Raw genomic sequence first — 24,003 nt, forward strand, 5'->3', positions numbered from 1 at the left:
CCTCATGGTGAGGAGCGCATCGCGCGCGTCTCGAACCATGCGGCCCGACTGTGGCCTCGTCCTGCGAGACGCAAGCTCCTCAGGCGAGGAGCGGCACTGTCACCGCCGATCCTTCTCCTTCGGGGCTGGCGCCGGCTTGCGCGGAACTGCCGGGCGCTGTGCGGCCGGGAGGCGCTGCTGGAATCCGCCGGGGCGCTGCAAGCTTGGCGGTTGAGCCGCGGACGGCTGGCCCGGTTGCATGCCGGTGCGCGGCAGTTGCGGCTGTGTGTTCGGCGACTGCGGTGGGGCGATTCCTCCGGGCTGAATTCGTCCACCGCGCGGCGGCTGGGTTTGCTGCCTGCCGTTGGGAGCCGTGCCCTGTCCCGTGCGCGGTGCACTTGGACGTCCGGCACCTTGCTGCTGACCGGGTTGCGGCTGATCCTGTTGCTGCTGGCCTCGCTGCGGCCCGTGGCCCGCGCGTGGGTTGCCCGGCTGCACCGCGCCGCCTTGCCGCTGCGGCGGCTGGGCGCCTTGCCGGCCCGGCGCGCCCGGCTGCTGCTGACCCGGACGGTTGTTCTGGCCGTTCGGGCGCTGCGGCTGCTGTCCGGGCGCGGTCGGCCGCAATTGCTGTTGCTGCGGCGGTTGCGCCGGCCGCGGGATGCGGCTGAGCGCGCCTGGATTGGCGCGGCGGAAGTCGCGCTGCTCGGTGACGATCTGGCGTCCCGTGGTCTGCGCCAGATGGACCTGGCTGACGAAGCCGCGGTCGCGCGCGATCTGCCGTGCGGGAATCGTGATCGGCACCGCGGCAAAGCGCATGCCGCCCGCGCCAGGACGGATCGCGAAGCCGCTGGCGCCTTGCGTCAGCGCGCCTAGGCGCGTGCCGCTGGTGCGGTCGTCGACGTCGATGTGACCGACGCGGCCGTCGGCGTCGGGATAGAGCTTGATGTTGACGTTGCGCCCGCCGCTCGCGGCCGCGCCTTCGGGCACCTCGACGACGCCGGTGGTGCCGCGGATGCCGAGCGTCGCCGTGGGCGTCGTGATCTTCATGTTGCCTGTCTTCGCCACTGCCGCCGCAACGAAGGCGACCGTGCCCTTGCCTATGTCGAAGATTCCGGAGTTCTGCCTGCCGCCGTCCTCGTAGACGTAATTGTCGACCGTGATCTTGGAGCTGGCGGAGAGATTGAACGTGGTCGCGTCGCTGAAGGTGATGCCGAGCGAGGAGTTCGACGAGGTCTGCACGACGTCGTTGAGATAAATGTCGTCGCGCACGCGCAAAGGATAGGAGTTCTTGTCGCGGATCACGGTCGCGATCCCCGTGACGGTCGCGACGTTGCCGATCGGTTCGACGGCGGTGGTTTGTGCGTCCGTAGCCGGCGTCGGTGAGGTCGAGGGCGTTGGGGCAGGTGCTGGCGCCGGTTGGCCCTGCGGCTGCACCTGAGCAAGCTCGATTGCATCGGCTGCATGCGCCACGCCGCCGCCTGCCAGCGGCAATGCCAGCAGCGCAAGCGCGAACACGAAGCGGCGCCAAGCCAGCATTGATGTCACGAGGAAGTCCCGGTGAGAACGCGAGGCGAGATCGGCCGATTTCAGCCGGGGGGACCTGAATGGCGGATGAACGTGTCGTGTGGGAGGGACGAACATTCAACGGCGATCTATCCCCTCATGGTGAGGAGCGCGCCCTTGCGCGCGTCTCGAACCATGCAGGCCCGGCTATCCGGGCCTCGTCCTTCGAGACGCCTGCTGCGCAGGCTCCTCAGGGTGAGGGAAGAGAGAGCTGCAGCGCGAAGATCCCGGGTCGATGTTTGCACCGGCCGGGATCAGAATGAGTATGTGGATGTCAATCGCGCGTCAGCTGACGCGCTTCCAGGTCTGGCCGCCGCAGAACATGCCGCCGAAGGCGCAGCCCTGCACGCGCATCGCATTCGGGCCCTTCATCGCGATGGTCGAGTCGTAGTTGCGGCCGGAATTGGGATCGCGGATGCGGCCGCTCCACTTCGAGCCCTCGGGCTTCATGTTGATCAGGATGCGCTCGTTGGTCTTCTCGGCATAGCCGCACAGATTGGCGCCGCACTGCTCGACGCGGACATTGCCCTTACCCTCTTCGGTCGCCCACACGCCGATCGGCGAGGTCGGTGCGGCCACAGGCGCGGCGGCCACCGGAGCCGGAGCGGGAGTTGCCGCCACCGGAGCAGGCGCAGCAACGGGAGCAGGCGCTGCGGGCGCGGGCTGCGTCGTCGTATCGACGGACGGCGCGGCGGCAACGGTCGACGCGGGCGCGGCGGGGGTAACAATTGGCGCGGCCGGTGCGGTCGCCTGAACCGGCGCCTGCGGCAAGGGCTGCTGCTGCACCGGAGCCGGCGCGGGCTGCGCGGTCGTGGCCGGAGCCGGCGTGGTGTCGACGTCATCATCCTTGGAGCCGCCGAGGCCCTTGATGTTGATGTTGTTCAGCTTGATCGGCTTGTCCGACAGGCCCGGTGCGACGATGGTCACGCAGTTGAGCGAGGCGCAGTTGCGCGGCGTCTCGATTCGGATGTGTTGGCCCTCGATCTGGAACGAGATCGTATTGCCGCCGGCGTGGGCGGCGGTCGAGGCCAGGAAGAGCGCGGTGGCGGCGACGGTGAGCTTGTTCATGACAACCTCCGAAAATGGCGCGGTCCCGATTTGGACTGAAGTCGCCGGTGGATGAAGCGTGGTTCGACCCTATGCCGGACCGGCCCGGTGTTCTGTGACGGGGGTCACAACGGCGGCGCGCCCTTTGGGTGAGGCAGCGCACATTCAGCCGCAATTCCTCTGCGTAAGGTCGTCGCGACATTGAGGGAGAGGGCGATGCAGCGGCTTGCGACTTCGCTTGGCACATTGATCGCGCTGATGGCGATCGCGCCGGCGGCCGAGGCCGGTTCCTATTCCATCTCGATTGGCGGCCATCGCTTCCATGTCGAGGCGCCCAGGACGTGCCGATCCACATCCTGCGTGTCGATCTCGTCCCATCGCGGCTTGCGGCCGGTGGAAGACGCCGCGACGAGGCCGGTCCCGCCGCCGGCGCCGATTGCCCGGACGTCGCCGGTCGCTCCGGCCATCTCGGTTTGCCCGCCGCCGGCGACCGTGGTCGCGCCGCCGCCGGCTGCTCCAGCACCGACGCTGGCCGCCACGACATCGCAGCCCGTCGTGCCGCCGCAGGCACCGAGACCAGAGTCACCAAGAGCTGAGGCGCCGGATTCCGATCTGCCGCGCATGGAGCACCCGCCTGTCCCGGGCCCCGAGATCAAGCAGACCGCGGCGGTCGCACAGCGCAACGACGACGAGCAGGCCCATACGCCGCTCGGCGAATGGGAGAGCCGAGGCGCCAAAGGCACGGTCCGCATCGAGCGCTGCGGGCCCGCACTTTGCGGTTACGCGTTGACCGAGGCGTCTAACCGGGGCGAGAGCGTGCTCGTCAACATGAAGCCGAAATCGCACGAGGTCTGGACCGGCAGCATCTACAGCCGCTCCAGCGGCAACACCTATTACGCGACCATGACCCTGAAGAGATCCGGCAGGCTGCACGTCGAGGCCTGTGCGCTTTGGCGTTTCTGGTGCTCCGGCAACGACTGGACGCGGGTCGAGGCGCCGCGCGAGCAACTGATCACGACCTCGCGGCAGTGGAGTGCACGGTCGTAGCGTCGCGCCGAATTGTCTCTTTCATCTTCTTGCAGGGTGAGGGTCTGTCTCAGCGAACGCCGGCGCGCGAGGATAGAATCCCTCATCCGGCGCTACGCGCCATCTTCTCCCACAAGCGGAGAGGGGAGCCGCCTTCGATGCGCTTGATGAGCTGCTAGATCATGCCGAGCACGATGGCGCCGACGAAGGCCATGGCGAGGTAGGCGGTGACTACGCTCAGTTTCCCGGCGAACGTCATGAGGTCGCTCCCTCCACGCGCGCCAGTCTGCGCGCGTGCATCATGGTTAACAGAGAGTCTCGTCCAGATAAAGTCAGCCCTGCTGTCGCTCGGTTCTGCCCGAGGTTCGGCCCGGGCGAACCCGCATGGTTAAAGAACACTGAAATCAACGTGTTGAAGAGTCTTTAAGTAAATTCATCGAACGTGCGTGCATGACGCGCGGAGTTCGTTTGTATCTCGTCGGCTCCATCGTCCTTGTTTCGCTAGCGGGTTGCGGACGCGGCTTCTTCCAGGCCGAACGTGAACCGTGGCGGGCCGAGGCGGAAGCCGCATGCCTGAAATCGGGCGCGGTGAAAGAGGGGCCGGATCTCGTCCGCATCGACCCGATTTCCGGGCCCGGCATGTGCGGCGCCGAGTTTCCGCTGAAGGTCGCGGCCATCGGCGAAGCCTCGGGCAGCTACGGCTTTGCCGACGAGCAGCTGCGCCCGCCCGGCAGCATCGGCGGCCAGCCGCGTTGGCCGGTGGCGCAGCCGCGGTCGAATTATCCGCAGAGTCAGAATTACCCGGCGTCGTCCATTCCGCAACGGCCGAACTATCCCGAAAGCGCGGTGCGCCAACCCGCCGGCTACGGTGCTTCGTCCGGGCCGATGTCGCTGAACGCGCCGGGCGTGGCGGCGCAGGAGGACGAGATCGACCTGCCGCCCGATGGCACCGATGCCGCGGGCGCGGCGCGCTACATGAATGCGCCGAGCTATCCGGCCCGGCCGGCGCCTTACTCGCAGGCGCCTGCGCCGCAACCGCTGCCGCGCCTCGGCCCCGCGCAGGGCAATTCCGTCACGGCCGTCGGACCCGTCGCGATCAAGCCGACCGCGACGCTGGCCTGCCCTATCGTGTCCGAGCTCGATCGCTGGCTTGCCGACACCGTGCAGCCTTCGGCGATGCGCTGGTTCGGCGTGCGGGTCGCCGAGATCAAGCAGATCTCCGCCTATTCCTGCCGCGGCATGAACGGCAATTCGCGTGCTCACATCTCCGAACACGCCTTCGGCAACGCGCTCGACATCTCCGCCTTCGTGCTCGCCGACGGACGCCGCGTCACCATCAAGGACGGCTGGCGCGGCATGCCGGAGGAGCAGGGTTTCCTGCGCGACGTGCAATCGGGCGCCTGCGCGCATTTCACCACCGTTCTCGCGCCTGGCTCGAACGTCTTTCACTACGATCACATCCACGTCGATCTGATGCGCCGTGCCAGTCGCCGCCTGATCTGCCAGCCCGCCGCCGTGTCCGGCGAGGAGGTCGCCGCGCGTGCGCAGTCGCGCAGTCCCTATGCCAATGCGCGCGATCAATCCGTCACCGGCTCGCTCGGTGCGCGCAAGAGCATGGCGCGCAAGCGCGAGGAAGACGAGTACATCGACGAATAGCGGCGCGTTTCACCCGTGGCCGAAATGGAGCGAAGCGCAGTCCGGGACAATCGTCCCCGCATTCCGCTTCGCTCCCTGCAGGCTACGATCCTACGAGCCTGTTTTCGACGGTGCAGGGGCCAACCCCATGCAGCGCTGCACCTCGCCCGGGACGTTGTAGGTGCGCATGATATGGCGACTGTCGCGCAAGCCGGACGCCTCGCGCTGCACCACGAACATCCAGAGCGCCTCGCCGGCCTCCAGCACCAGCTTGCGTCTGGCCGGCTGCATCGAGGCTGCAGTTCCCGTGGCGGCGTGGGCGGCGTCAAATTCGCGCAAACGCGCCAGCGCCTGCTCGAGCGTGCGGCCCATCCGTCCGAGCGCCGAGGCCTGTTCCTGGACGATCTCATAATGGAGGATATCGACCGGCGGGCGAAGATCACGAGGCATGACCGCAATATAATGCTGCCGTACCGGCCCGCGCAACGCGCGGCCCGCTGCCGTCACGTCGCCTTATAGGCCGCCAGGAACATCCGCGTCGCGCTGCCGACCACTTCGCTCATGCGCTGTTCCGACGGTGCGGGGGCGGCCTGGAACACGAAGGGCAGGAAGAGCGAGGCCTTGCAAAGCTCCATGAACTGGGAGGCGGCAAGATCGCAATCGTCGATCCTGAGATCGCCCGAGGCGACGCGGGCGTTGAGATAACCGGAAAGGAGGTTGATGCTCTTGTCCAGCACGCGCGCATAGTAGCGGCGACCGACATCGGGCATGCGCTCGGCGATCGCCATCACGGTACGGATCGCCGATCCGCCACCGGGCCGACAGACCAGATGAAGATAGGCGAGGCCGAATTCCTTCAACGTGGTCTCGGCATCGCGCGCGGGATCGAAATTGAACACGACCTGGCCGTGCTGTAGCGCCTCCTGCTCGAGGATGGCCTCGAACAGCGCGGTTTTGTCGGCGAAGTAAACGTAGAGCGTGCCCTTGGAGACCTGCGCCGCGCGCGCGATCTCGCCCATGCTGGCGCCGTCGAAGCCGAGTTTCATGAACACCTTGCGGGCACCGTCCAGGATCTGACGACGTTTGGAGCCGTCCTCCTCCTGGATGACGTGCAGATGGTCGCGGTCGGCTACAACCATTGGTTTAGGGTCTCGGAAGTTTTCTGGACAAGGTGCTGAACGGTGAGATGCAAATAAGGATTCGGACCAGTAGGGTCCCACTCGGAACTATTATATAGATTGACCGAACCGTTCGGTCAATGATATTTGAGATCAGCGACAGGAAATGGGGCTTCGGGCCGGCCGTCCTCGATCGCCTTTTTGGGAGGCCTTGATGGCGGCATCGAGAGACCAGGCTGCGCGAGTCCTTCGCCAGGAAGCGGCGGAGCACGCCGCCGGTAACGCTGCGATCGAGAACTCTGCTCCGCTTGCCGAGCAACTGCGCGATCAAAAGGCCGAGGAGGCCAAGCGCCGCCCTGCCGAGGCGCCGGAGAAGCCCGTGGCCGACAAGCCGGCCGCACCCGTCGCCGGTTCTCCCAAATCCGGCAAGCGCAAATTCGTCCTGATGGGCGTCGGTCTGGCGCTCGCGCTCGCCGCCGCGAGCTATGCCGGCTATTACACGCTGGTCGGCCGCTTCTACGTCTCCACCGATGACGCCTACGTCCGCGCCAACAACACCATGCTGGGCGCGCGCGTTTCCGGACACGTCGCCGCGATCCTCGCCGGCGACAACACGCCGGTACGCGCCGGCGACGTCGTCCTGCGCATCGACAACGGCGACTACAAGATCGCGGTCGATGCGGCAGCAACGAAGATCGCGACCCAGCAGGCCACCATCGATCGCATCGGCCGCCAGGTCGCCGCGCTCGACAGCCAGGTCGCGCAGGCCAAGGCCCAGCTCGTCTCGGCCGAAGCGGGCCTCAAGCGCGCCGATCTCGATTACGAGCGCCAGCAGGCGCTGAGCACCAAGGGGTTTGCCTCGCGTGCAGTGTTCGAGAGCTCGGAAGCCGGACGCGACCAGGGCGCCGCCGCGGTCAAGGCCGCGCAGGCGGCCTACGACGTTGCCGTCAGCAATGTCGATGTCGCCAAGGCGCAGCAGGCCGAAGCGCAGGCCCAGCTCACCGAGCTCAAGACCACGCTCGTCAAGGCGGAGCGCGATCTCAGCTTCACGGCGGTGCGTGCACCGGTCAACGGCACGTTCTCCAATCGCCTGGTCAACACCGGCGACTTCGTCGCGGTCGGTCAGCGCCTCGGCAACATCGTGCCGCTGGACGACGTCTATATCGACGCCAATTTCAAGGAAACGCAGCTCAAGCGCATCCGTCCCGGCCAGCCGGTGACGATCAAGGTCGACGCCTACGGCATGCGCAAGTTCTCCGGCGTGGTCGACAGCATCGCGGCGGGCGCGGGCTCGGTGTTCACGCTGCTGCCGCCCGACAACGCCACCGGCAACTTCACCAAGATCGTGCAGCGCGTGCCGGTCCGCATCCGCGTGCCGAAGTCGGTAGCGAAGCAGAACCTGCTCCGTGCCGGCATGTCGGTCTATGCCACCGTCGACACCAACAAGGGCGCGGCCGACGCCGACAGCGAGGTCGATCTCGACGATCCCGCGGTCCATCCGCAGTAGGATGCGGTGACATGAATCGCTCTGCAGCCGCAAATGCAGGTGCGCTCCCTCTCCCGCTTGCGGGAGAGGGCTGGGGAGAGGGTGCTTCCGCAATGGGACAGTCCCTAAGCGGAGAGAACCCTCACCCGGCGCTACGCGCCGACCTCTCCCGCAAGCGGGAGAGGTGCACCGACCCCGCAGCGTGCTCCAGCCCGAGCTGACACGATGGCAGACTCCACCACCGCTTCACCTGCCATGATGGCGGACCCGGCATCGGAGCGCATCGCGCCCAAGCGGCTGTTCGCCTTCATCATCATGGTGTTCGGGATGTTCATGTCGATCCTGGACATCCAGATCGTCTCGGCGTCCCTCAGCGAGATCCAGGCCGGCCTGTCGGCAAGCTCCAGCGAAGTCTCGTGGGTTCAAACCGCCTATCTGATCGCCGAGGTGATCGCGATTCCGTTGTCGGGATTCCTGTCGCGCGCCTTCGGCACGCGGCTGTTGTTCGCGATCTCGGCGGCCGGCTTCACCGCCTCGAGCCTGCTCTGCGGCTTTGCCACCACCATCGAGGAGATGATCCTTTGGCGCGCGCTGCAAGGTTTCTTGGGCGCCGGCATGATCCCGACGGTGTTCGCCTCGGCCTATACCGTCTTCCCGCGATCGAAATTCCACATCGTCGGCCCCATCATCGGGCTGGTCGCGACCCTCGCACCCACGATCGGACCGACGGTCGGCGGCTACATCACCGACCTGATGTCGTGGAACTGGCTGTTCTTCATCAACGTCGTGCCCGGCATCGGCATCACCGTCGGCGTGCTGGCGCTGGTCGATTTCGACGAGCCGCATTTCGAGCTGCTCGACCGCTTCGACTGGTGGGGCCTCCTGTTCATGGCCGGCTTTCTCGGCACGCTGGAATACGTGCTGGAGGAAGGCCCGCAATATGAATGGATGCAGGACACTTCGGTGGCGATCTGCGCCTGGATCTGCGGGCTCTCGGCGATCGCCTTCTTCTGGCGCGTCTTCACCGCGGCCGAGCCGATCGTCAATCTGCGCACCTTCACCGACCGCAATTTCGCTGTCGGCTGCACGCTGCAGTTCTGCATCGGCATTGGGCTCTATGGCCTGACCTACATCTATCCGCGCTATCTCGCCGAGGTGCGCGGCTACAGCGCGCTGATGATCGGCGACACCATGTTCGTCTCCGGCATCACCATGTTCCTGGTCGCGCCGCTGGTCGGCCGGCTCATGGCGAAAGTCGACATGCGCTACATGATCGCGTTCGGCCTCGTCGTGTTCGCGCTCGGCTCCTACCAGATGACCTGGATGACGCGGGACTACGATTTCTATGAACTGCTGGTGCCGCAGATCCTGCGTGGCGTCGGCATGATGTTCGCGATGGTCCCGACCAACAACGTCGCACTCGGCACGCTGCCACCTGACAAGGTGAAGAACGCGAGCGGGCTGTTCAACCTGATGCGCAATCTCGGCGGCGCGCTCGGCCTCGCCGTCATCAACACCGTGCTCAACGACCGCACCGACCTGCACATCGCCCGCCTGCAGGAGCGCGTGACCTGGGGCAACGCGACCGCCACCGAAACCCTGAGCATGTTCATGCAGAAGTTTCAGGGACTTGGCGATTCCACGCTGATGGCCATGAAGCAGCTTTCCCAGCTGGTTCATCGCCAGGCCGTGGTGATGAGCTTCGGCGATGCCTTCTTCATCCTGACGCTGTTCTATCTCGCTCTCAGCTTGCTGGTGATGCTGCTGAAGAGGCCGCCGTCGCCGTTCGGTGCCGGGGGCGATGCGCACTAATTTGCAACACTCATCCGTGATCTCGCGCCCGGCCCGTTGCAAAGCGCGAGCGACACATCTATAAAGCGCACCTCATTCAATCGAACCGGGAGGGATTTGCATGATTTCGTCGCATTCGCAGATCGTACGCCCGCGCTCGATGATGATCTGGTTCGGTATGTACGCGGCCTGCTAGAGGCCTCTTCCGCCAGCTTCGATTGGGCCAAGGTTTCGACCAGGCGTCCCGATCGCTCCGCTTCCCAAGTCAAAGTCAGTTTTGAGTGACGCCGTTTCGGCCCTCGTGGCCGGCCTGCGTCCATCGATGGAGCCGGCCCGCGCGTGCGGCCGGATGATGTCATGACCGCTCTGTCCAAGAAACCCGCCGCCATTCGGGTGGTGCTGCCCTTCGTGTTCCGGCACTGGCTGAAGCAACCGGGGCGCGGCCTGATCGTGGCCGGCGGCCTGCTGGGTGCGACGGTCGCCGATCTGTTCATGCCGGTGTTCTCGGGACACCTGGTCGATGCGTTGACGCGCGGCCCATCGGATCTCGAGGCGCGCCACGCGGCGCTGGCGGCATTCGGCGCCATCGTGGCGCTGGGCGCGGCCTCGATGGTGCTGCGGCTCGTCGGCCTGCAGGCGATCGTGCCGTTCACGCTCAAGATCATGTCCGACGTCGCGCAGGACGCGTTCACGCGCGTGCAGCGCTTCTCGACCGACTGGCACGCGAACTCCTTTGCAGGCTCCACGGTGCGCAAGATCACCCGTGGCATGTGGGCGCTCGACCTGCTCAACGACACCATCCTGATGGCGCTGGCGCCCTCGCTTCTGGTGCTGGTCGGCTCGATGATCCTGCTCGGGGTGCATTGGGCCTCGCTTGGCCTCGTGATCGCGATCGGGGCAATTCTCTACGTCATCACCACGGTGGTGTTCTCGACCCGCTACATCGCGCCGGCCGCACGCGTCTCCAATGCCTGGGACACCAAGGTCGGCGGCACGCTGGCGGACGCGCTGACCTGCAATGCGGTGGTGAAATCCTTCGGCGCCGAAATGCGCGAAGAGGCGCGGCTCGCCCGCGTCATCAACCGCTGGCGGGTGCGCGTGCGGCGGACCTGGTTTCGCTACAACTACACGTCCATGGCGCAGCTCTCGCTGCTGTTATGCTTGCGCGGGTCCGTGATCGGCGGCTCGGTGCTGCTGTGGATGTCCGGGCATGCCTCGCCCGGCGACGTCACCTATGTGCTGACGAGCTATTACGTCATCCATGCCTATCTGCGCGACGTCGGCATGCACATCAACAACCTCCAGCGCTCGGTCAACGACATGGATGAGTTGGTGGCGATCCATGACGAGCCGATCGGGATTGCGGATGCGTCCGATGCGCGGCCGATCGCGATCGAGGGCGGCGAGATCGCGTTCGACGACGTCACGTTCCACTATGGCGGCCACCGTGCGCCGCTGTACGACGGCTTGTCGGTCAGGATCCGCGCCGGCGAGCGCGTCGGCCTGGTCGGCCGCTCCGGCTCCGGCAAGACCACCTTCGTCAAGCTGGTGCAGCGGCTCTACGACGTCAGCGGTGGCCGCGTGCTGATCGACGGGCAGGACATCGCGCGCGCCACGCAGCAATCGCTGCGCAGCCAGATCGCGATCGTGCAGCAGGAGCCGATCCTGTTTCACCGTTCGCTTGCGGAGAACATCGCGTATGGCCGGCCCGGTGCCAGCCTGGAGGCAATCGAGCAGGCGGCGCGGCTGGCGAACGCGCACGACTTCATCCTGCGCCTGCCGAAGGGCTACGGCACGCTGGTCGGCGAGCGCGGGGTGAAACTGTCGGGCGGCGAGCGGCAGCGCGTGGCGCTGGCGCGTGCGTTCCTGGCGGACGCGCCGGTGCTGATCCTGGACGAGGCGACGTCGAGCCTCGATTCGGAATCGGAGGCGCTGATCCAGCAGGCGATGGAGCGTCTGATGAAGGGCCGCACCTCGATCGTGATTGCGCACCGGCTGTCGACGGTGAGGAGCCTCGACCGCATCCTGGTGTTCGACCGCGGCGAGATCGTCGAGCAAGGCACGCATGCGATGCTCGCAGCCAAGCAAGACGGCGTCTATCGCGGCCTGTTCGAGCGCCAGGTCGTGGAGCTCGGACAGATCGCAGCGGAGTGAGGCACGCGGCGGCGGGGCGAAGGTCCCGACCTCGCGCCGCCATAGGTGAACGACATGAAAGACCTGACGAACGGCTCCATCGTGAGACACATCCTGGCCATGGCCCCTCCGATCATGGTCGGCATGGTCACGATCATGATCTGCCAGCTGGTCGACCTCTACTTCGTGTCGGGCCTCGGCGACGCCGCGGTCGCGGGCGTTGCCGCGGCCGGCAATGCCGGCTTCCTCATCAACGGGCTGATGCAGGTGCTCGGCGTCGGCGCGGTGGCGCTGATCGCGCATGCCGTGGGACGCAAGGACCGGGCGGATGCAAACCTGATCTTCAACCAGGCGATGGTGCTGTCGGTGCTGTTCGGATTGTTGACCCTGGTCGCAGGTGCCGCGCTGTCGCGCGCCTATATGCGTGCGATCGCCGCGGACCAGGCCACGATCGAGGCCGGGACCATTTACCTGCTGTGGTTCATGCCGGCGCTCGCGCTGCAGTTCGCGACCCAGGTGATGGGATCGGCGCTGCGTGCCACCGGTATCGTTCGTCCTGTCATGCTGGTGCAGACGCTTGCGGTGGCCATCAATATCGCGCTGGCGCCGGTGCTGATCTCGGGATGGGGCACCGGCTATGCGCTCGGCGTTGCCGGCGCAGGGCTGGCGAGTTCGATCGCGGTCGCCGTCGGCGCGCTGATGCTGCTTGTCTATTTCCGCAAGGTCGAGCGCTATGTCGCCTTCAATCCGGCGCAGTGGCGTCCACAGCCGCGTCATCTCATGCGCATTCTCGATGTCGGCCTGCCCGCCGGCGGCGAGTTCGCGATGATGTTTATCTTCATGGCGGTGGTCTACTACGTGCTGCGCGATTTCGGCGCGGCGGCGCAGGCGGGATTCGGCATCGGGCAGCGCGTGCTCGGCCTGATCAACATGCCTGCGCTCGCAGTCGGGCTGGCGGCCGGGCCGATCGCCGGCCAGAATTTCGGCGCAGCCAACGCCGCGCGCGTGCGGGAAACCTTCGTCAAGGCGGCCTTGATCGTCACGCTCGTGATGGCCGGCTTCATGATCCTCGCGCAGGTGAAGCCGGAGTTGCTGCTCGGCGGATTCTCTAACGACCGCGAGACCATGGAGGTCGCCTATCTGTTCCTGCGGGTCATCTCGCTCAACATGGTCGCGCAGGGGCTGATCTTCACCTGCTCGAGCATGTTCCAGGCCCTCGGCAACACCAAGCCGGTGCTTTTGACCTCGGCGACGCGCGTGTTCACCTACTCCCTGCCGGCGATCTGGCTCTCGACGCTGCCGGGCTTTCGCATGGAGCACGTCTGGTACCTGTCGGTCGCGACGACCACGTTGCAGGCCGGCTTGAGCCTCTGGCTGCTGCACCGCGAGTTCAACAAGCGCCTGGCGTTGGCGGCGAAGGAGAAGGCCCCAGAGCAGGGGAGCCCCGAACCCGTTGCGCCTCTCGCCCGCGAGCCGGTGTGACGACAGCTGTTCTTCGCTGGGAGGAGCTAGAGCGCGCCGAGACTGTTCCAGACCAGGGTCAGGCCCGACAGGAACAGCAGGCCGAGCACGACATCGCCAAAATGCTTGTCGTTGAGGGCGTGATAGACGCGTGCGCCGGCCCAGGCGCCGATCAAGGTGCCTGGAAACGCGACCAGCGCGAGCCAGACCACCTTGAGCTCGACGAGACCCGATGCGGTCTGCAGCATCAGCGCGGTGGCGAGCACCGTGAAATTGAAGAGCTGGAAGATGCCGCGCCGCTCGTGCTTGTTCCAGCCGCGGATGTTGGCCCACAGGATCGGCAGCGGACCCGATAATCCGGCGAGGCCGCCAAGGATACCGCCGGCAAAGCCGATCGCGCCGTCGGCGAAGCGGCCGCCGAATGTGATCGCGAGCGGCCTCTTGTTCAGATACATCGCGCTCGAAAAGACCAGAATTAAAACGCCGACGCTGAGCTTGAACACTTTGGGATCGGCCGAGGCGACCATCATGGTCCCCAGCGGCACGCCGAGCAGCCCTCCGATCAGGAACGGCCAGACCAGCGACAGGTCGAAGCTCTTCCACATCGATGGCAGCGTCGAGGTCTGCGCGATCACAGAGCAGATCAGCACAAGGGGCACCGCGAGCGAGGGCGGCAGCACGTAGAGCCAGATGCCGAGTGCCATCAGCGCCGTGCCGAAGCCTGCCAGCCCCGAGACGAAGCCGCCGGCCAATGCGCCGAGGAGCAGCAGGACGTAGCTGAGCGTTTCCAACAGATTGTCCTTCGCCGCGGCGATCCCGAAAGTTGATCGCCGTCGCCCGCATAGCACGCCTGCTGCCGTGCAAGTCAATCCATCCCGCATGCAAGCGTGATCTGCGGCGCGTCGGGCTTTCGCGAAGGACAGCCCTACGTCGCGGCGACGATCGTGCGCTCCGGCGATCGCCGTCATAGTCGATGATCTAGACGATCTGCCTGGTGTCGGCGGGCTTCTGCAGCGCGCCGACCAGGATGCGCAGCGCTGCCGTCAATTCAGATCTGTTCCGGGCCGCCCCCAGCGAGACCCGGGCCGCGTGCGGCGGTGTCCCGCCGACCGTGAAGGCATCGGCGGCGACGATCGCAAGTCCGTTCCGCAGGAGATCTGCGGCCACATCGGGCCGGCGCTCGGGCAGTCGCAGCCACAGATGATGCGCTGCCGGCCTCGCCAGGAATTGGAAGCCCTTCAACGTGCGTTGCGCGAGCTGCTGACGGCCGACTGCTTCGTTGCGAATGGCGGTGATGATGCGATCGGCAACGCCGGTCTCGATCCAATGCGTCACCAGTGCGACCATCAGCGGGGCCGGCATCTGCACCGTCGCCTGCAGAGACGTCCGCATCTGTCGCTGCGCGCCGCCGTCGGGCGTCACCAGATAGGCAACGCGTAACGCCGGTGCGATGCATTTCGACAGCGTGGTCGCAAGATAAGTCCGCTCGGGAATGAGATTGGCGATCGGGGATGCCGAGCGGTCGAGCAGGCCGTAGGCGTCGTCCTCGATCAGGATCGTGTCGGCGTCGCGGATGATCTCTGCGATGGCACCGCGCCGCTCGGGAGAAAGCGTCGCGGTGGTCGGATTGTGCAGCGTCGGAATGAGATAGACAGCCCTAGGCTTGTGCGCGCGGCAGGCCCTTGCCAGCGCATCGGGCAGGATGCCGCCGTCATCCATGGCGATCCCGACGAGCTTGATGCCGAGCTGCGCGGCTGCGGCCTTGATGCCGGGGAATGTCAGCGCTTCCGTCAGCACGATGTCGCCGGGCCTCGCAAGGTGCGCGAGCAGGTTGAACAGGATCGTCTGCGCGCCGGGAAAGACCACGAGCCTGTCGGCATGCGCGTGCGGCACCCGCGCGCGCATCCAGCGCGCCGCGACCTCGCGCTCGTGGGCGCTGCCGCCGGGCGGCTGATAGTTGAGATACGCCGTCAGGCCCGATTGCGCCCGGATGGATTCCAGTCCGGCGATGATGCGTTCGTCGAGCTGCGCCTCCAGCGGATGTGGCGGCACGTTCATCGACAGATCGATCGCGACGGGATGCGGCAGGTCGACCGCGCGGCGCGCGCTGGTCTCCGACACGAACGAACCCTGTCCGACCCGCGCCTCCATGATGCCGCGGCGCCGCGCCTCGGTGTAGGCGCGCGTCACGGTGGTGAGATCGACGTCGAGCGCCTTGGCCAACGCGCGCTGGGTCGGCAATTGCTGGCCGCGCACCAGCCGGCCGGCGGCGATGTCCGCCTCCATGGCGTCGACGATGCGCTGGTAGCGCGGGCCGCTCAGTTCAGAGATTGTCGGGATCCAATCCATGCAATTTAGGCCCATATCCTTTGAATGTATGGATACAGCATAATATTGTATGGATCATCGAAAAGGAAGGATGTGGCGGTCATGGCGACGGTCTCTCTGGCGAAGGCGATGTGGCGCGGCTTCAGCGGCAAATGCCCGAATTGCGGGGAAGGGCACATGTTCGGCCGCTTCCTGAAAGTGGCTGGCACTTGCGATCATTGCGGCGAGGAGCTGTTCCACCAGCGTGCCGACGACTTTCCCGCCTACCTCGTGATGGTCGTGGTCGGCCATCTCGTGGTGCCGGCGATCCTCGCGGTCGAGACCGCCTATGCGCCGCCGGTCTGGTTGCAACTGGCGCTGTGGCTTCCGGTGACGCTGTTCGCCTCGCTCGCATTGTTGCAGCCGACCAAGGGTGCCATCGTCGGGCTGCAATGGCAGCTCGGCATGCACGGATTCGAGGCGGGCAAGCTGCGGCGGGAGGCGGGCGAGCTCGCGCCAGTGCTGGTGAAGGCCGACACCCGCGCCGCCTGAGGCGGCGTTTACATCACGCGGCCGGTCGCTACACTCCATCGTCGAAACAACAACGATGGAAACGCCGATGGCCGCACGCGCGAAGACCTTCCTGCTCTGTCATGGCGCATGGTCCGGCGGATGGGCCTGGAAGAAGATGCATCCGCTGATGGCTGAGGCGGGTCACCGCCTGGTCACTCCGACTTATACGGGCCTCGGCGAACGCGCGCATCTCGCCAGCCCGGCGATCGATCTCGACACGCACATTCAGGACATCCTCAACGTCATCAAATACGAGGATCTCGGCGACATCGTGCTGCTCGGCCACAGCTATGGCGGCATGGTCGCGACCGGTGTCGCCGACCGCGCCCGCGAGCGCGTGAGGCAACTGATCTATCTCGATGCTTTCGTGCCACGCGACGGCCAGTCGCTGTTCGACCTCAACGAGGGTGGGCGGGAGCCGATGCGAAGGGCGGCAACTTCTGGCGACGGCTATCGCATTCCGCCGAACCCGCCGCCGCCGGATACGCCGCAGGCCGATCTCGACTGGCTGAACGCGCGCCGGGTGCCGATGCCCATCAAGTGCTTCGAGTCGAAGCTGAGGCTCGAACATGGCGAGCCGACGATCCCGCGCAGCTACATCTATTGCACCCGCATCCCGCCGGGCGATGTGTTCGGGCAATTCGCGACGCGCACGAAGAACGAGAAGGGATGGCATTATTTCGAGCTCGACGCCAGTCATGCCCCGAATGTCACCGCGCCGGAGGCGCTGATGGCGGTGTTGGACGAGATCGTCGCCTAATTCTCGCTTGTCATTCCGGGGCGCGACGAAGGCGCGAGCCCGGAATCCATTCTTCCACCAACTCTGCCGGCCGATGGATTCCGGGCTCGCGCTGCGCGAGCCCCGGAATGACGACCGTGGCCAAAATGGTGAGGGGCCCGGCGCATTCACGCCGAACCCCTCGTTGCAAGATATCAGCCGGCCTGTAAGCCGGGTTCTGTAGGGCACCGCCCGCTTGCGCGGACGATACGTGACGGCCATTCCTCTGGGACCGTGTTTGCACACGGCCTCGAGCAACCTACCCGGACGGCGGGCCTGACATCGCCCCGCGGCGTTATCGCTTTCGCGAACAGCCCGCTACGCCGTCCCTATTCGGTTTTGCTCCCGGTGGGGTTTGCCATGCCGGCTCCGTTGCCGCAGCCGCGGTGCGCTCTTACCGCACCTTTTCACCCTTACTTCCTCCGAGGAGGAAGCGGTTCGTTCTCTGTGGCACTTTCCCTGGGGTCACCCCCGCCGGACGTTATCCGGCACCGCATGTCAAGGGAGCCCGGACTTTCCTCCCCGGCGACCTTTCGGCACCTGCCGGAGCGGCCGTCCGGCCGACTGACCGGTAACGCATGGGGCATTTGTGACGGTCCCGTCAAGCCGATATCGCCGCGCACGCGGCCTGCAAATAATTTATCCTGAAGATGTCGTCTGGAGCGTGCCCCGTTCGACTGGATGTCGGCGACACAGCCGAACAACAGGAGTGAAGCGATGCAATATCTGCTGATGATCTACCAGAACGAGGCCGAGTACGCGAAGATTGACACGGGAACCAGCCAGAAGATGTCGGCGGAGTATGAGGCCTTTACGCAATCCATCATCCGGAGCGGCAATTTCAAGGCCGGCGATCGGCTCCGCCCGACCACGACCGCGACCACGGTGCGCGTGCGCGACGGCAAGACGCTGACGACCGACGGTCCGTTCGCGGAAACGCGCGAGCAGCTCGGCGGCTACTATCTGATCGAGGCCAAGGATCTCAACGCTGCGATCGAGATCGCCGCGCGAATTCCGAGCGCGCGCGTCGGTTCGATCGAGGTGCGGCCGATCTGGGTCTACGACAAGTGACGGCGAAGCCGTCATTCCCGGGCTCGCGTAGCGAGCATCCGAAATCTCGTGCCGCGATTTCGAGATTCTCAGGTGCGCAATTGCGCACCAGAGTTCGCGACTGCCTCCCGCCCCGGGATGACGTGCAAAGCATCATTCGATGACCCCTTACGAGATCGAAAGAATCTTCCGCGACGAGGCGGGGCGGGCGCTGGCCACGCTGATCCGTCTCGTCGGCGATTTCGATCTCGCCGAGGACGCGCTTCAGGATGCGTTTGCCGTCGCTCTGGAACGCTGGGCGGCGTGCGAGGTCCCCGACAATCCGCGCGCCTGGCTGGTCAATGTCGCCAAGCACAAGGTGATCGATCGCATCCGCCGCCAGGCGGTGTTCCGCGGCAAGCATCGGGCGCTGATGCATGAGCTGGAGCTGAACGCGCAAGCCGCCGACGAGCCGCCGCTGTTGCTCGACGACGACATGCTGCGGCTGATCTTCACCTGCTGCCATCCCGCCTTCGCGCCGGAGGTCCAGGTCGCATTGACACTGCGTACCGTGTGCGGGCTCTCCACCGCCCAGGTCGCGCGCGCCTTCCTCGTCGGCGAGGAGGCGATGGCGCAGCGCCTCGTCCGCGCCAAGCAGAAGATCAGGCTCGCCGGCATCCCCTATGAGGTGCCCGAACGCGACGCGCTGGCGCTGCGGCTCGATGGCGTGCTTGCCGTGATCTATCTCGTCTTCACCGAGGGCTATGTGGCGACCGAGGGCGCGGATCTGATGCGGCCTGATCTTGCGGCCGAGGCGATCCGGCTCGGCCGCCTGCTCGATCGGCTGATGCCGGATCGCGCCGGCATCAAGGGCCTGCTCGCCCTGATGCTGCTGCACGATGCGCGCCGCGCCGGGCGCGAGACGGCGGCTGGCGACATCGTGCTGCTCGAAGATCAGGACCGCACGCTGTGGGATCATGCGCAGATCGAGGAAGGCCTGCGTCTGGTCGACGACGCGCTGCGGGTCCCCGGCCGGCCGCAGCCTTATGCCGTGCAGGCCGCGATCGCCGCGCTGCATGCGCGTGCGCCCAGCTTTGCGCAGACCGACTGGCCGCAGATCGCCGGGCTGTACGAGGTATTGCTGCGCATCGGCCCTTCTGCGGTGATCGAGCTCAACCACGCGGCCGCGCTGTCGATGGTCGATGGGCCGGCCCGCGCGCTCGATCTCGTCGATGCGATCAGTGCCCGAGGCGGGCTGCGCGGCTATGAGCTGTTGCCCGCGGTGCGCGCCGATCTGTTGCGGCGGCTTGGCCGCAACGAGGAAGCGCGCGAGGCCTACCGCGCGGCGACGGAGGCGACGCAGCTCGAGCCGTTGCGGCGGCTGTATGCGCGAAGGATGAGGGAGATGGGTTAGGGCTCTCGTGCCCGGGACGCAGCGCAGCGCCCTCTTGGCGGTGCGCTGCAGAGCCGGGGCCCATCTCGCCGCAGCGGACTCTCGTCTCGCTGGCTGGGTCCCGGCTCGCGCTTCGCGCGTCCGGGACACGAGAGTGAACTGCGTGGTCTACCCCGTCACTTCGACGCGACGGTCGTCCCTTCCGTCGGCAGGCTCGCCAGCAGCGCCTGCAATGTCGACAGCGTCGAGTGGTCCGCGACGCCATCGAGCCGCGCCGGGCGGAAATGGCGCTGGAAGGCCGTGACGACTTCCATGGTCGCGGCGTCGTATTTGCCGGTCAGCGGCACGCCGTAGCCGTATCTGGCGAGCGCCTGCTGCAGGCTCAGCACCTCGTCGCTGATGGTGCCGAGCATCAGGGTCTCGCCGCGCACGACAGGGGCGGGCGTGACCCAGTGACCGACGCCGGAATTGGCGAGCGAGTGCCACGGGAACTTCTCGCCGGGGTCCTTCTTGCGCGCGGGCGCGACGTCGGAATGGCCGAGCACCCGGTGGGACGGCACCTTGCGGCGGAGCATGATGCCGCGGCACAGCGCGATCACGGCGGCGATCTGGCGCAGCGGAAACTCCGGATAGCCCCAGTCGTGGCCGCGATTGACGATCTCGATGCCGATCGAGCAGGAGTTGACGTCGTCTTCGCCGGCCCAGGACGATACGCCGGCGTGCCAGGCGCGCTTGGTCTCGGGCACGCATTGCACGATGCGCCCGTCCTCCAGCACGACATAGTGCGCCGAGACCTCGGAGCCGGCGGTGCACAACCGCGCCAGCGCGCCCTCGACATCGGGCATGCCGGTGTAGTGCAGCACGATCATGTCGGGCTGCCGTCCCTTGCTGCGCTCGCCGTAGTTCGGCGAAGGGATGATGTCGGAGACGATCGAGGAGTCCGGCTCGAACGTCCGCATGTTCGCCGCGGCCTTGGGAACCGGGAGAACGCGCTGGCGCTTCGAATCAGTTCCAGGCGGTGTGGACGAACCGGATGGCGGCATGGACAACTCAGGTCGGACGCGAATGGGCCAAGCCCTTCTCTTTACTATTCCTTTACCCTCCACCGCGCGCAATCGCGCGGCGCGGTTAACGGATGTATTTTGCGCATGTGTGTGGAAGAAGCATCACCGCCGCTTCACCTTTGCGACTTGTAACGAGCCGATCAACGCTTTCTTAACGCTAAGGGCCGTTACTGAGAGATGAAGAGCCGACCCGCGTCCGGAGGCGGCCAAAGCGTATTTTGGCTCGAAATCCCATGGCTGCCCGACAAATTCCGCTGGGAACACTCGGTCTGCGGCCCGGGACGACCGGGCTCGGTAACCATGCCGGACTGGGGCTTTGTCGTGGAACCGCCGCGACGCGGAATGATTCGAGGCGTTATGGGCTTGTTCGTCCCCGATCTCGCTTGGACGTCAGGCAGCGCCTTCGGCAGGCGTGGCGCATGAGCTCGGCCCCGCACATTCCCGTTCTTGGCCGCGAGGCCATCGCCCATCTCGCTCCGCGCGATGGCGGCATTTATGTCGACGCCACGTTTGGTGCCGGCGGCTATAGCCGTGCGATCCTGGAGGTGCCGGGAACCCGGCTCATCGCCATTGATCGCGACCGCACGGCGATCGCGGGCGGTGCGGAACTGGTCGAACGCTCCGCCGGCCGGCTGACCCTGGTCGAGGACCGCTTCTCCAATCTCGCCGACGTCTGCGCCGCACAGGGCATCGACACCGTGAACGGCGTCGTGATGGATGTCGGCGTGTCCTCGATGCAGCTCGACCAGGCCGGCCGCGGCTTCTCGTTCCGCCTCGACGGTCCGCTCGACATGCGGATGGGGCAATCGGGGCCGACCGCGGCCGACGTGATCGCCCGAGCCTCCGAAGGCGATCTCGCCGACATCATCTATCAGCTCGGCGAGGAGCGGCATTCGCGCCGCATCGCCCGTGCCATCGTGGCCGATCGGCAGCAGACGCCGTTCACGACCACGCGCGCGCTCGCCGAACTCGTCGCCAGGGTGGTGCGTTCGAAGCCCGGCGACATTCATCCGGCAACGCGGACGTTTCAGGCCTTGCGCATCTTCGTCAACGAGGAGCTCGAGGAGTTGCAGACCGCGCTCGCCGCCGCCGAGCGCGTGCTCACGCCGGGTGGCCGCCTCGTCGTGGTCTCGTTCCATTCGCTGGAAGACCGCATCGTCAAGAATTTCCTCTCCGAGCGCTCGAAGACCGGCGGCGGCTCGCGGCATCTGCCGGAGGTGGCCCAAGTTCCGCCGAGCTTCCAGCTGCTGACGCGGCGGCCCATCGTCGCCGGCGACGACGAAGTCGCGCAAAATCCGCGGGCGCGTTCCGCAAAATTGCGCGCGGCCGAACGCAGCTCGGCGCCGGCGCATCAGGATGGCGAGCAATCGTCCTGGCCGAGACTCTCCGACGTGATGAGGGGCGGGTAGCGCATGCGCATCATCCACCTCCTCGTCATCGGCGCGCTGATCTTCGCGGCGGCCTATGTCTACCGGATCAAGATGGACTCCACCGCGCGCACCGAGAAGGTGCTGCGGCTGCATGCGGAGATCCGCGAGCAGCGCGACGCGATCGCGGCGCTGCGGTCCGAGTGGGCCAAGCTCGATGCGCCGCAGCGGCTGCAAGGCCTGTCCGACCGGTATCTGCAGCTCAAGCCGGTCAACGGCACGCAATACGATTCGCTGAAGAACCTGCCGGAGCGTCCGCCGCGGATGTTCAGGCCGGGCGAGCCCGATCCGATCGGAGCCATGCTCAACACGATCGAAGCCGCCAGCGATCCTGACACTGTGACGGGCTCCGTGCCTCAGCCCGAGGACAAGCAATGAGCGCTGCGACTCCGGCCAAACCTGCAGAACCCTGGCGGCAGCGTCTGATCCGCAGCCTGCTCTACGGACGCAACGTCGATCGCGCCGTAAAGGCGCGCGCACGCGTCGGTCTCGCCATGCTCGCCTTCGCCGCGGTCTACGCCCTGATCGGCGGCCGGCTCGTGATGTTCGCGATCGGCGCCGATGCCCACAGTGCGCGTCGCGCGGCCTCGCAGGAGGTGGTTGCGACCGCGCGGCCCGACATCGTCGACCGCAACGGCGCGATCCTCGCGACCGACGTCAAGACGGCGAGCCTGTTCGGCGAGCCGCGCCGCATCATCGACAAGGACGAGGCGATCGAGCTTCTCACCGCGACCGTGCCTGACCTCGACGAGGCCGAGGTGCGCGAACGCCTGAGGACGCGCAAGGGCTTCGTCTGGCTCAAGCGCGAGGTCACGGCGCAGCAGCAGCAGGCGATTCACAAGCTCGGCATCCCCGGCATCGGCTTCCTGCGCGAGAACAAGCGCGTCTATCCGACCGGCAACGAGGTCGCCCATCTCATCGGCCTCGTCAACATCGACAACCAGGGCATCGCCGGCATGGAGAAGTGGCTCGACAATCAGGGCCTCGCCGATCTCCACCGTGCCGGATTTGCCACCGACCGGCTGCAGAAGCCGATCGAGCTTTCGATCGACCTGCGGGTCGAGCACGCGCTGCGCGACGAGCTGCTGAAGGCCAAGGACAAGTTCCACGCCAAGGCGGCCTCCGGCATCGTTTCGAACGTCAAGACCGGCGAGCTCGTGGCGATGGTGTCCTTACCGGACTTCGACCCCAACAATCCGAAGGAAGCGCACGATCCCGACCGCATCAACCGCCTGACCACCGGCGTCTACGAGATGGGCTCGACCTTCAAGGCGTTCACGCTGGCGATGGCGCTCGATTCCGGGAAGGTCAATCTGAACTCGTCGTGGGACGCGCGCGGAAACCTGCACTACGGCAAGTTCACCATCCACGACAGCCACCCGCTCGGACGTTTCATCAACACCAAGGAAGTGTTCACCTTCTCGTCCAACATCGGCGCCGCGCGGATCGCGTTGAGCCAGGGCGTGGAGGCGCACAAGGCGTTCCTCGCCAAGATGGGGCAGCTGACACGGCTGCGCACCGAGCTGCCGGAAAGCGCGGCGCCGCTGGTGCCGCGGCGCTGGGGTGAGCTCAATACGGTCACCATCGCGTTCGGCCAGGGCATGTCGGTGGCGCCGCTCCAGGCGGTGATGGGCATCAACGCGCTGGTGAACGGCGGCTATTTGATTCCACCGACCTTCTTGAAGCGCAGCGAATCCGAAGCCGCGGCGATCGCCAAGCGCGTCATCAAGACGGAGACCAGCGACAAGATGCGGTTCCTGATGCGGCTCAATGCCGAGATCGGCACCGCCAAGACCGCCGACATCAAGGGCTATTACGTCGGCGGCAAGACAGGCACGTCCGAAAAGGTCATCAACGGCCGCTATGCCAAGAAGCGCGTGCTGAACTCCTTCACCGCGATCATGCCCTGCGACGATCCGAAATATCAGATCCTGATCATGCTGGACGAGCCGCAGGCGATTCCCGAGACGAAGGGTTTCATCACTTCGGGCTGGAACGCGGTGCCGACCGGCGGCAAGGTGATCGAGCGGATCGCGCCGCTCCTGGGCGTCGAGCCCCGGTTCGACCTGCCGCCTGCGGAGCGCCTTATTCTTGCAGCATCCAGGACAACCCAGTAATCAACGGGGTGAGCCATCGCCGCGGCTGAGTCGGGATTTTCCCCTGGATTCGGCTTTCCGGCAGGGCATGTCGACT

The 24,003-nt window shown here is 66.3% G+C and carries 20 protein-coding genes and 1 other RNA gene; 13 read left to right on the plus strand and 8 right to left on the minus strand.

Annotated elements, in window-relative coordinates; all coding sequences use genetic code 11:
• Nucleotides 1-99: 99 nt before the first annotated feature.
• Nucleotides 100-1,515: a FecR domain-containing protein gene (locus D6B98_RS01880; protein ID WP_164718398.1), complete on the minus strand. Its 1,416-nt coding sequence runs from the start codon at nt 1,513-1,515 to the stop codon at nt 100-102.
• A 312-nt stretch (nt 1,516-1,827) separates the two neighbouring features.
• Nucleotides 1,828-2,610, minus strand: coding sequence for a DUF2147 domain-containing protein (locus D6B98_RS01885; RefSeq protein WP_126255246.1), 783 nt, complete (start codon nt 2,608-2,610; stop codon nt 1,828-1,830).
• Between the two features lie 195 nt (nt 2,611-2,805).
• Here D6B98_RS01885 and D6B98_RS01890 point away from each other — a divergent pair, with 195 nt between their 5' ends.
• Nucleotides 2,806-3,636: a DUF2147 domain-containing protein gene (locus tag D6B98_RS01890; protein ID WP_126255247.1), complete on the plus strand. Its 831-nt coding sequence runs from the start codon at nt 2,806-2,808 to the stop codon at nt 3,634-3,636.
• A gap of 429 nt (nt 3,637-4,065) precedes the next feature.
• A complete protein-coding gene (locus D6B98_RS01895; protein ID WP_126255248.1) occupies nt 4,066-5,271 on the plus strand; it encodes an extensin-like domain-containing protein in 1,206 nt (401 codons plus the stop codon).
• Nucleotides 5,272-5,361: 90 nt separating this feature from the next.
• Here the strand turns inward: D6B98_RS01895 and D6B98_RS01900 are convergent, their stop codons facing one another.
• Complete coding sequence (locus D6B98_RS01900) at nt 5,362-5,700, minus strand: DUF6665 family protein (RefSeq protein ID WP_126255249.1); 339 nt, start codon at nt 5,698-5,700, stop codon at nt 5,362-5,364.
• Between the two features lie 53 nt (nt 5,701-5,753).
• Entirely contained in the window at nt 5,754-6,389 is a 636-nt protein-coding gene (locus tag D6B98_RS01905) for a TetR/AcrR family transcriptional regulator (protein WP_126255250.1), read from the minus strand.
• 193 nt (nt 6,390-6,582) lie between these two features.
• On the opposite strand from D6B98_RS01905, the gene D6B98_RS01910 reads away from it, so the two are divergent.
• The 4 genes from D6B98_RS01910 to D6B98_RS01930 all read left to right on the plus strand — a co-directional run bounded on the left by D6B98_RS01910 (nt 6,583) and on the right by D6B98_RS01930 (nt 13,260).
• Nucleotides 6,583-7,875 (plus strand): HlyD family secretion protein, encoded by a 1,293-nt coding sequence (locus tag D6B98_RS01910; protein ID WP_126255251.1) that lies wholly within the window; start codon nt 6,583-6,585, stop codon nt 7,873-7,875.
• A gap of 204 nt (nt 7,876-8,079) precedes the next feature.
• Nucleotides 8,080-9,666, plus strand: a complete 1,587-nt coding sequence (locus D6B98_RS01920; protein ID WP_126255253.1) for a DHA2 family efflux MFS transporter permease subunit — start codon at nt 8,080-8,082, stop codon at nt 9,664-9,666.
• A 336-nt stretch (nt 9,667-10,002) separates the two neighbouring features.
• Nucleotides 10,003-11,799 carry an ABC transporter ATP-binding protein gene (locus tag D6B98_RS01925; protein ID WP_164718324.1) on the plus strand — a complete coding sequence of 599 codons (1,797 nt, stop codon included), beginning with the start codon at nt 10,003-10,005 and terminating at the stop codon, nt 11,797-11,799.
• 54 nt (nt 11,800-11,853) lie between these two features.
• Nucleotides 11,854-13,260: an MATE family efflux transporter gene (locus D6B98_RS01930; protein ID WP_126255255.1), complete on the plus strand. Its 1,407-nt coding sequence runs from the start codon at nt 11,854-11,856 to the stop codon at nt 13,258-13,260.
• Between the two features lie 26 nt (nt 13,261-13,286).
• On the opposite strand, the gene D6B98_RS01935 is transcribed toward D6B98_RS01930, so the two are convergent.
• On the minus strand, nt 13,287-14,030 hold the full coding sequence (locus tag D6B98_RS01935) for a sulfite exporter TauE/SafE family protein (RefSeq protein ID WP_126255256.1): 744 nt from the start codon (nt 14,028-14,030) through the stop codon (nt 13,287-13,289).
• Between the two features lie 187 nt (nt 14,031-14,217).
• Nucleotides 14,218-15,588, minus strand: a complete 1,371-nt coding sequence (locus tag D6B98_RS01940) for an aminotransferase-like domain-containing protein (protein WP_164718325.1) — start codon at nt 15,586-15,588, stop codon at nt 14,218-14,220.
• 81 nt (nt 15,589-15,669) lie between these two features.
• Between D6B98_RS01940 and D6B98_RS01945 the strand changes: the two genes are divergently transcribed.
• Nucleotides 15,670-16,098, plus strand: coding sequence for a DUF983 domain-containing protein (locus tag D6B98_RS01945; protein ID WP_245481208.1), 429 nt, complete (start codon nt 15,670-15,672; stop codon nt 16,096-16,098).
• 67 nt (nt 16,099-16,165) lie between these two features.
• Nucleotides 16,166-16,879 (plus strand): alpha/beta fold hydrolase, encoded by a 714-nt coding sequence (locus tag D6B98_RS01950; RefSeq protein WP_164718326.1) that lies wholly within the window; start codon nt 16,166-16,168, stop codon nt 16,877-16,879.
• A 169-nt stretch (nt 16,880-17,048) separates the two neighbouring features.
• Here D6B98_RS01950 and rnpB read toward each other — a convergent pair.
• An RNA gene (gene rnpB, locus D6B98_RS01955) (RNase P RNA component class A) lies at nt 17,049-17,465 on the minus strand.
• A gap of 149 nt (nt 17,466-17,614) precedes the next feature.
• Between rnpB and D6B98_RS01960 the strand changes: the two genes are divergently transcribed.
• Nucleotides 17,615-17,968 carry a YciI family protein gene (locus D6B98_RS01960; RefSeq protein ID WP_126255260.1) on the plus strand — a complete coding sequence of 118 codons (354 nt, stop codon included), beginning with the start codon at nt 17,615-17,617 and terminating at the stop codon, nt 17,966-17,968.
• 139 nt (nt 17,969-18,107) lie between these two features.
• On the plus strand, nt 18,108-19,340 hold the full coding sequence (locus D6B98_RS01965; RefSeq protein WP_126255261.1) for an RNA polymerase sigma factor: 1,233 nt from the start codon (nt 18,108-18,110) through the stop codon (nt 19,338-19,340).
• 155 nt (nt 19,341-19,495) lie between these two features.
• Here the strand turns inward: D6B98_RS01965 and D6B98_RS01970 are convergent, their stop codons facing one another.
• A complete protein-coding gene (locus D6B98_RS01970; protein ID WP_126255262.1) occupies nt 19,496-20,278 on the minus strand; it encodes an N-acetylmuramoyl-L-alanine amidase in 783 nt (260 codons plus the stop codon).
• Nucleotides 20,279-20,802: 524 nt separating this feature from the next.
• Between D6B98_RS01970 and rsmH the strand changes: the two genes are divergently transcribed.
• Genes rsmH through D6B98_RS01985 form a run of 3 tightly spaced genes read left to right on the plus strand, consistent with a single transcriptional unit; the run spans nt 20,803 to nt 23,927 of the window.
• Entirely contained in the window at nt 20,803-21,792 is a 990-nt protein-coding gene (gene rsmH, locus D6B98_RS01975) for a 16S rRNA (cytosine(1402)-N(4))-methyltransferase RsmH (RefSeq protein WP_164718327.1), read from the plus strand.
• Between the two features lie 3 nt (nt 21,793-21,795).
• Nucleotides 21,796-22,188, plus strand: a complete 393-nt coding sequence (gene ftsL, locus D6B98_RS01980; protein ID WP_126255264.1) for a cell division protein FtsL — start codon at nt 21,796-21,798, stop codon at nt 22,186-22,188.
• Nucleotides 22,185-23,927, plus strand: coding sequence for a peptidoglycan D,D-transpeptidase FtsI family protein (locus tag D6B98_RS01985; protein ID WP_126255265.1), 1,743 nt, complete (start codon nt 22,185-22,187; stop codon nt 23,925-23,927). The genes ftsL and D6B98_RS01985 overlap by 4 nt, the downstream gene beginning before the upstream one ends.
• The last annotated feature ends 76 nt before the right edge of the window (nt 23,928-24,003 follow it).

This window comes from Bradyrhizobium sp. LVM 105 (assembly GCF_003957705.1).
Taxonomy (GTDB): Bacteria; Pseudomonadota; Alphaproteobacteria; order Rhizobiales; family Xanthobacteraceae; genus Bradyrhizobium; species Bradyrhizobium frederickii.

What these genes read in the sequence shown, in the direction of transcription:
- D6B98_RS01920 (WP_126255253.1), top strand. Translation starts at nt 8,080, where the DNA reads ATGGCAGACTCCACCACCGCTTCACCTGCCATGATGGCGGACCCGGCA.
- D6B98_RS01900 (WP_126255249.1), bottom strand. Translation starts at nt 5,700, where the DNA reads ATGCCTCGTGATCTTCGCCCGCCGGTCGATATCCTCCATTATGAGATC.
- D6B98_RS01965 (WP_126255261.1), top strand. Translation starts at nt 18,108, where the DNA reads ATGACCCCTTACGAGATCGAAAGAATCTTCCGCGACGAGGCGGGGCGG.
- D6B98_RS01960 (WP_126255260.1), top strand. Translation starts at nt 17,615, where the DNA reads ATGCAATATCTGCTGATGATCTACCAGAACGAGGCCGAGTACGCGAAG.
- D6B98_RS01910 (WP_126255251.1), top strand. Translation starts at nt 6,583, where the DNA reads ATGGCGGCATCGAGAGACCAGGCTGCGCGAGTCCTTCGCCAGGAAGCG.
- D6B98_RS01905 (WP_126255250.1), bottom strand. Translation starts at nt 6,389, where the DNA reads ATGGTTGTAGCCGACCGCGACCATCTGCACGTCATCCAGGAGGAGGAC.
- D6B98_RS01880 (WP_164718398.1), bottom strand. Translation starts at nt 1,515, where the DNA reads ATGCTGGCTTGGCGCCGCTTCGTGTTCGCGCTTGCGCTGCTGGCATTG.
- D6B98_RS01970 (WP_126255262.1), bottom strand. Translation starts at nt 20,278, where the DNA reads ATGCGGACGTTCGAGCCGGACTCCTCGATCGTCTCCGACATCATCCCT.
- rsmH (WP_164718327.1), top strand. Translation starts at nt 20,803, where the DNA reads ATGAGCTCGGCCCCGCACATTCCCGTTCTTGGCCGCGAGGCCATCGCC.
- D6B98_RS01930 (WP_126255255.1), top strand. Translation starts at nt 11,854, where the DNA reads ATGAAAGACCTGACGAACGGCTCCATCGTGAGACACATCCTGGCCATG.
- D6B98_RS01940 (WP_164718325.1), bottom strand. Translation starts at nt 15,588, where the DNA reads ATGGATTGGATCCCGACAATCTCTGAACTGAGCGGCCCGCGCTACCAG.
- ftsL (WP_126255264.1), top strand. Translation starts at nt 21,796, where the DNA reads ATGCGCATCATCCACCTCCTCGTCATCGGCGCGCTGATCTTCGCGGCG.
- D6B98_RS01950 (WP_164718326.1), top strand. Translation starts at nt 16,166, where the DNA reads ATGGCCGCACGCGCGAAGACCTTCCTGCTCTGTCATGGCGCATGGTCC.
- D6B98_RS01885 (WP_126255246.1), bottom strand. Translation starts at nt 2,610, where the DNA reads ATGAACAAGCTCACCGTCGCCGCCACCGCGCTCTTCCTGGCCTCGACC.
- D6B98_RS01895 (WP_126255248.1), top strand. Translation starts at nt 4,066, where the DNA reads ATGACGCGCGGAGTTCGTTTGTATCTCGTCGGCTCCATCGTCCTTGTT.
- D6B98_RS01985 (WP_126255265.1), top strand. Translation starts at nt 22,185, where the DNA reads ATGAGCGCTGCGACTCCGGCCAAACCTGCAGAACCCTGGCGGCAGCGT.
- D6B98_RS01945 (WP_245481208.1), top strand. Translation starts at nt 15,670, where the DNA reads ATGGCGACGGTCTCTCTGGCGAAGGCGATGTGGCGCGGCTTCAGCGGC.
- D6B98_RS01890 (WP_126255247.1), top strand. Translation starts at nt 2,806, where the DNA reads ATGCAGCGGCTTGCGACTTCGCTTGGCACATTGATCGCGCTGATGGCG.
- D6B98_RS01925 (WP_164718324.1), top strand. Translation starts at nt 10,003, where the DNA reads ATGACCGCTCTGTCCAAGAAACCCGCCGCCATTCGGGTGGTGCTGCCC.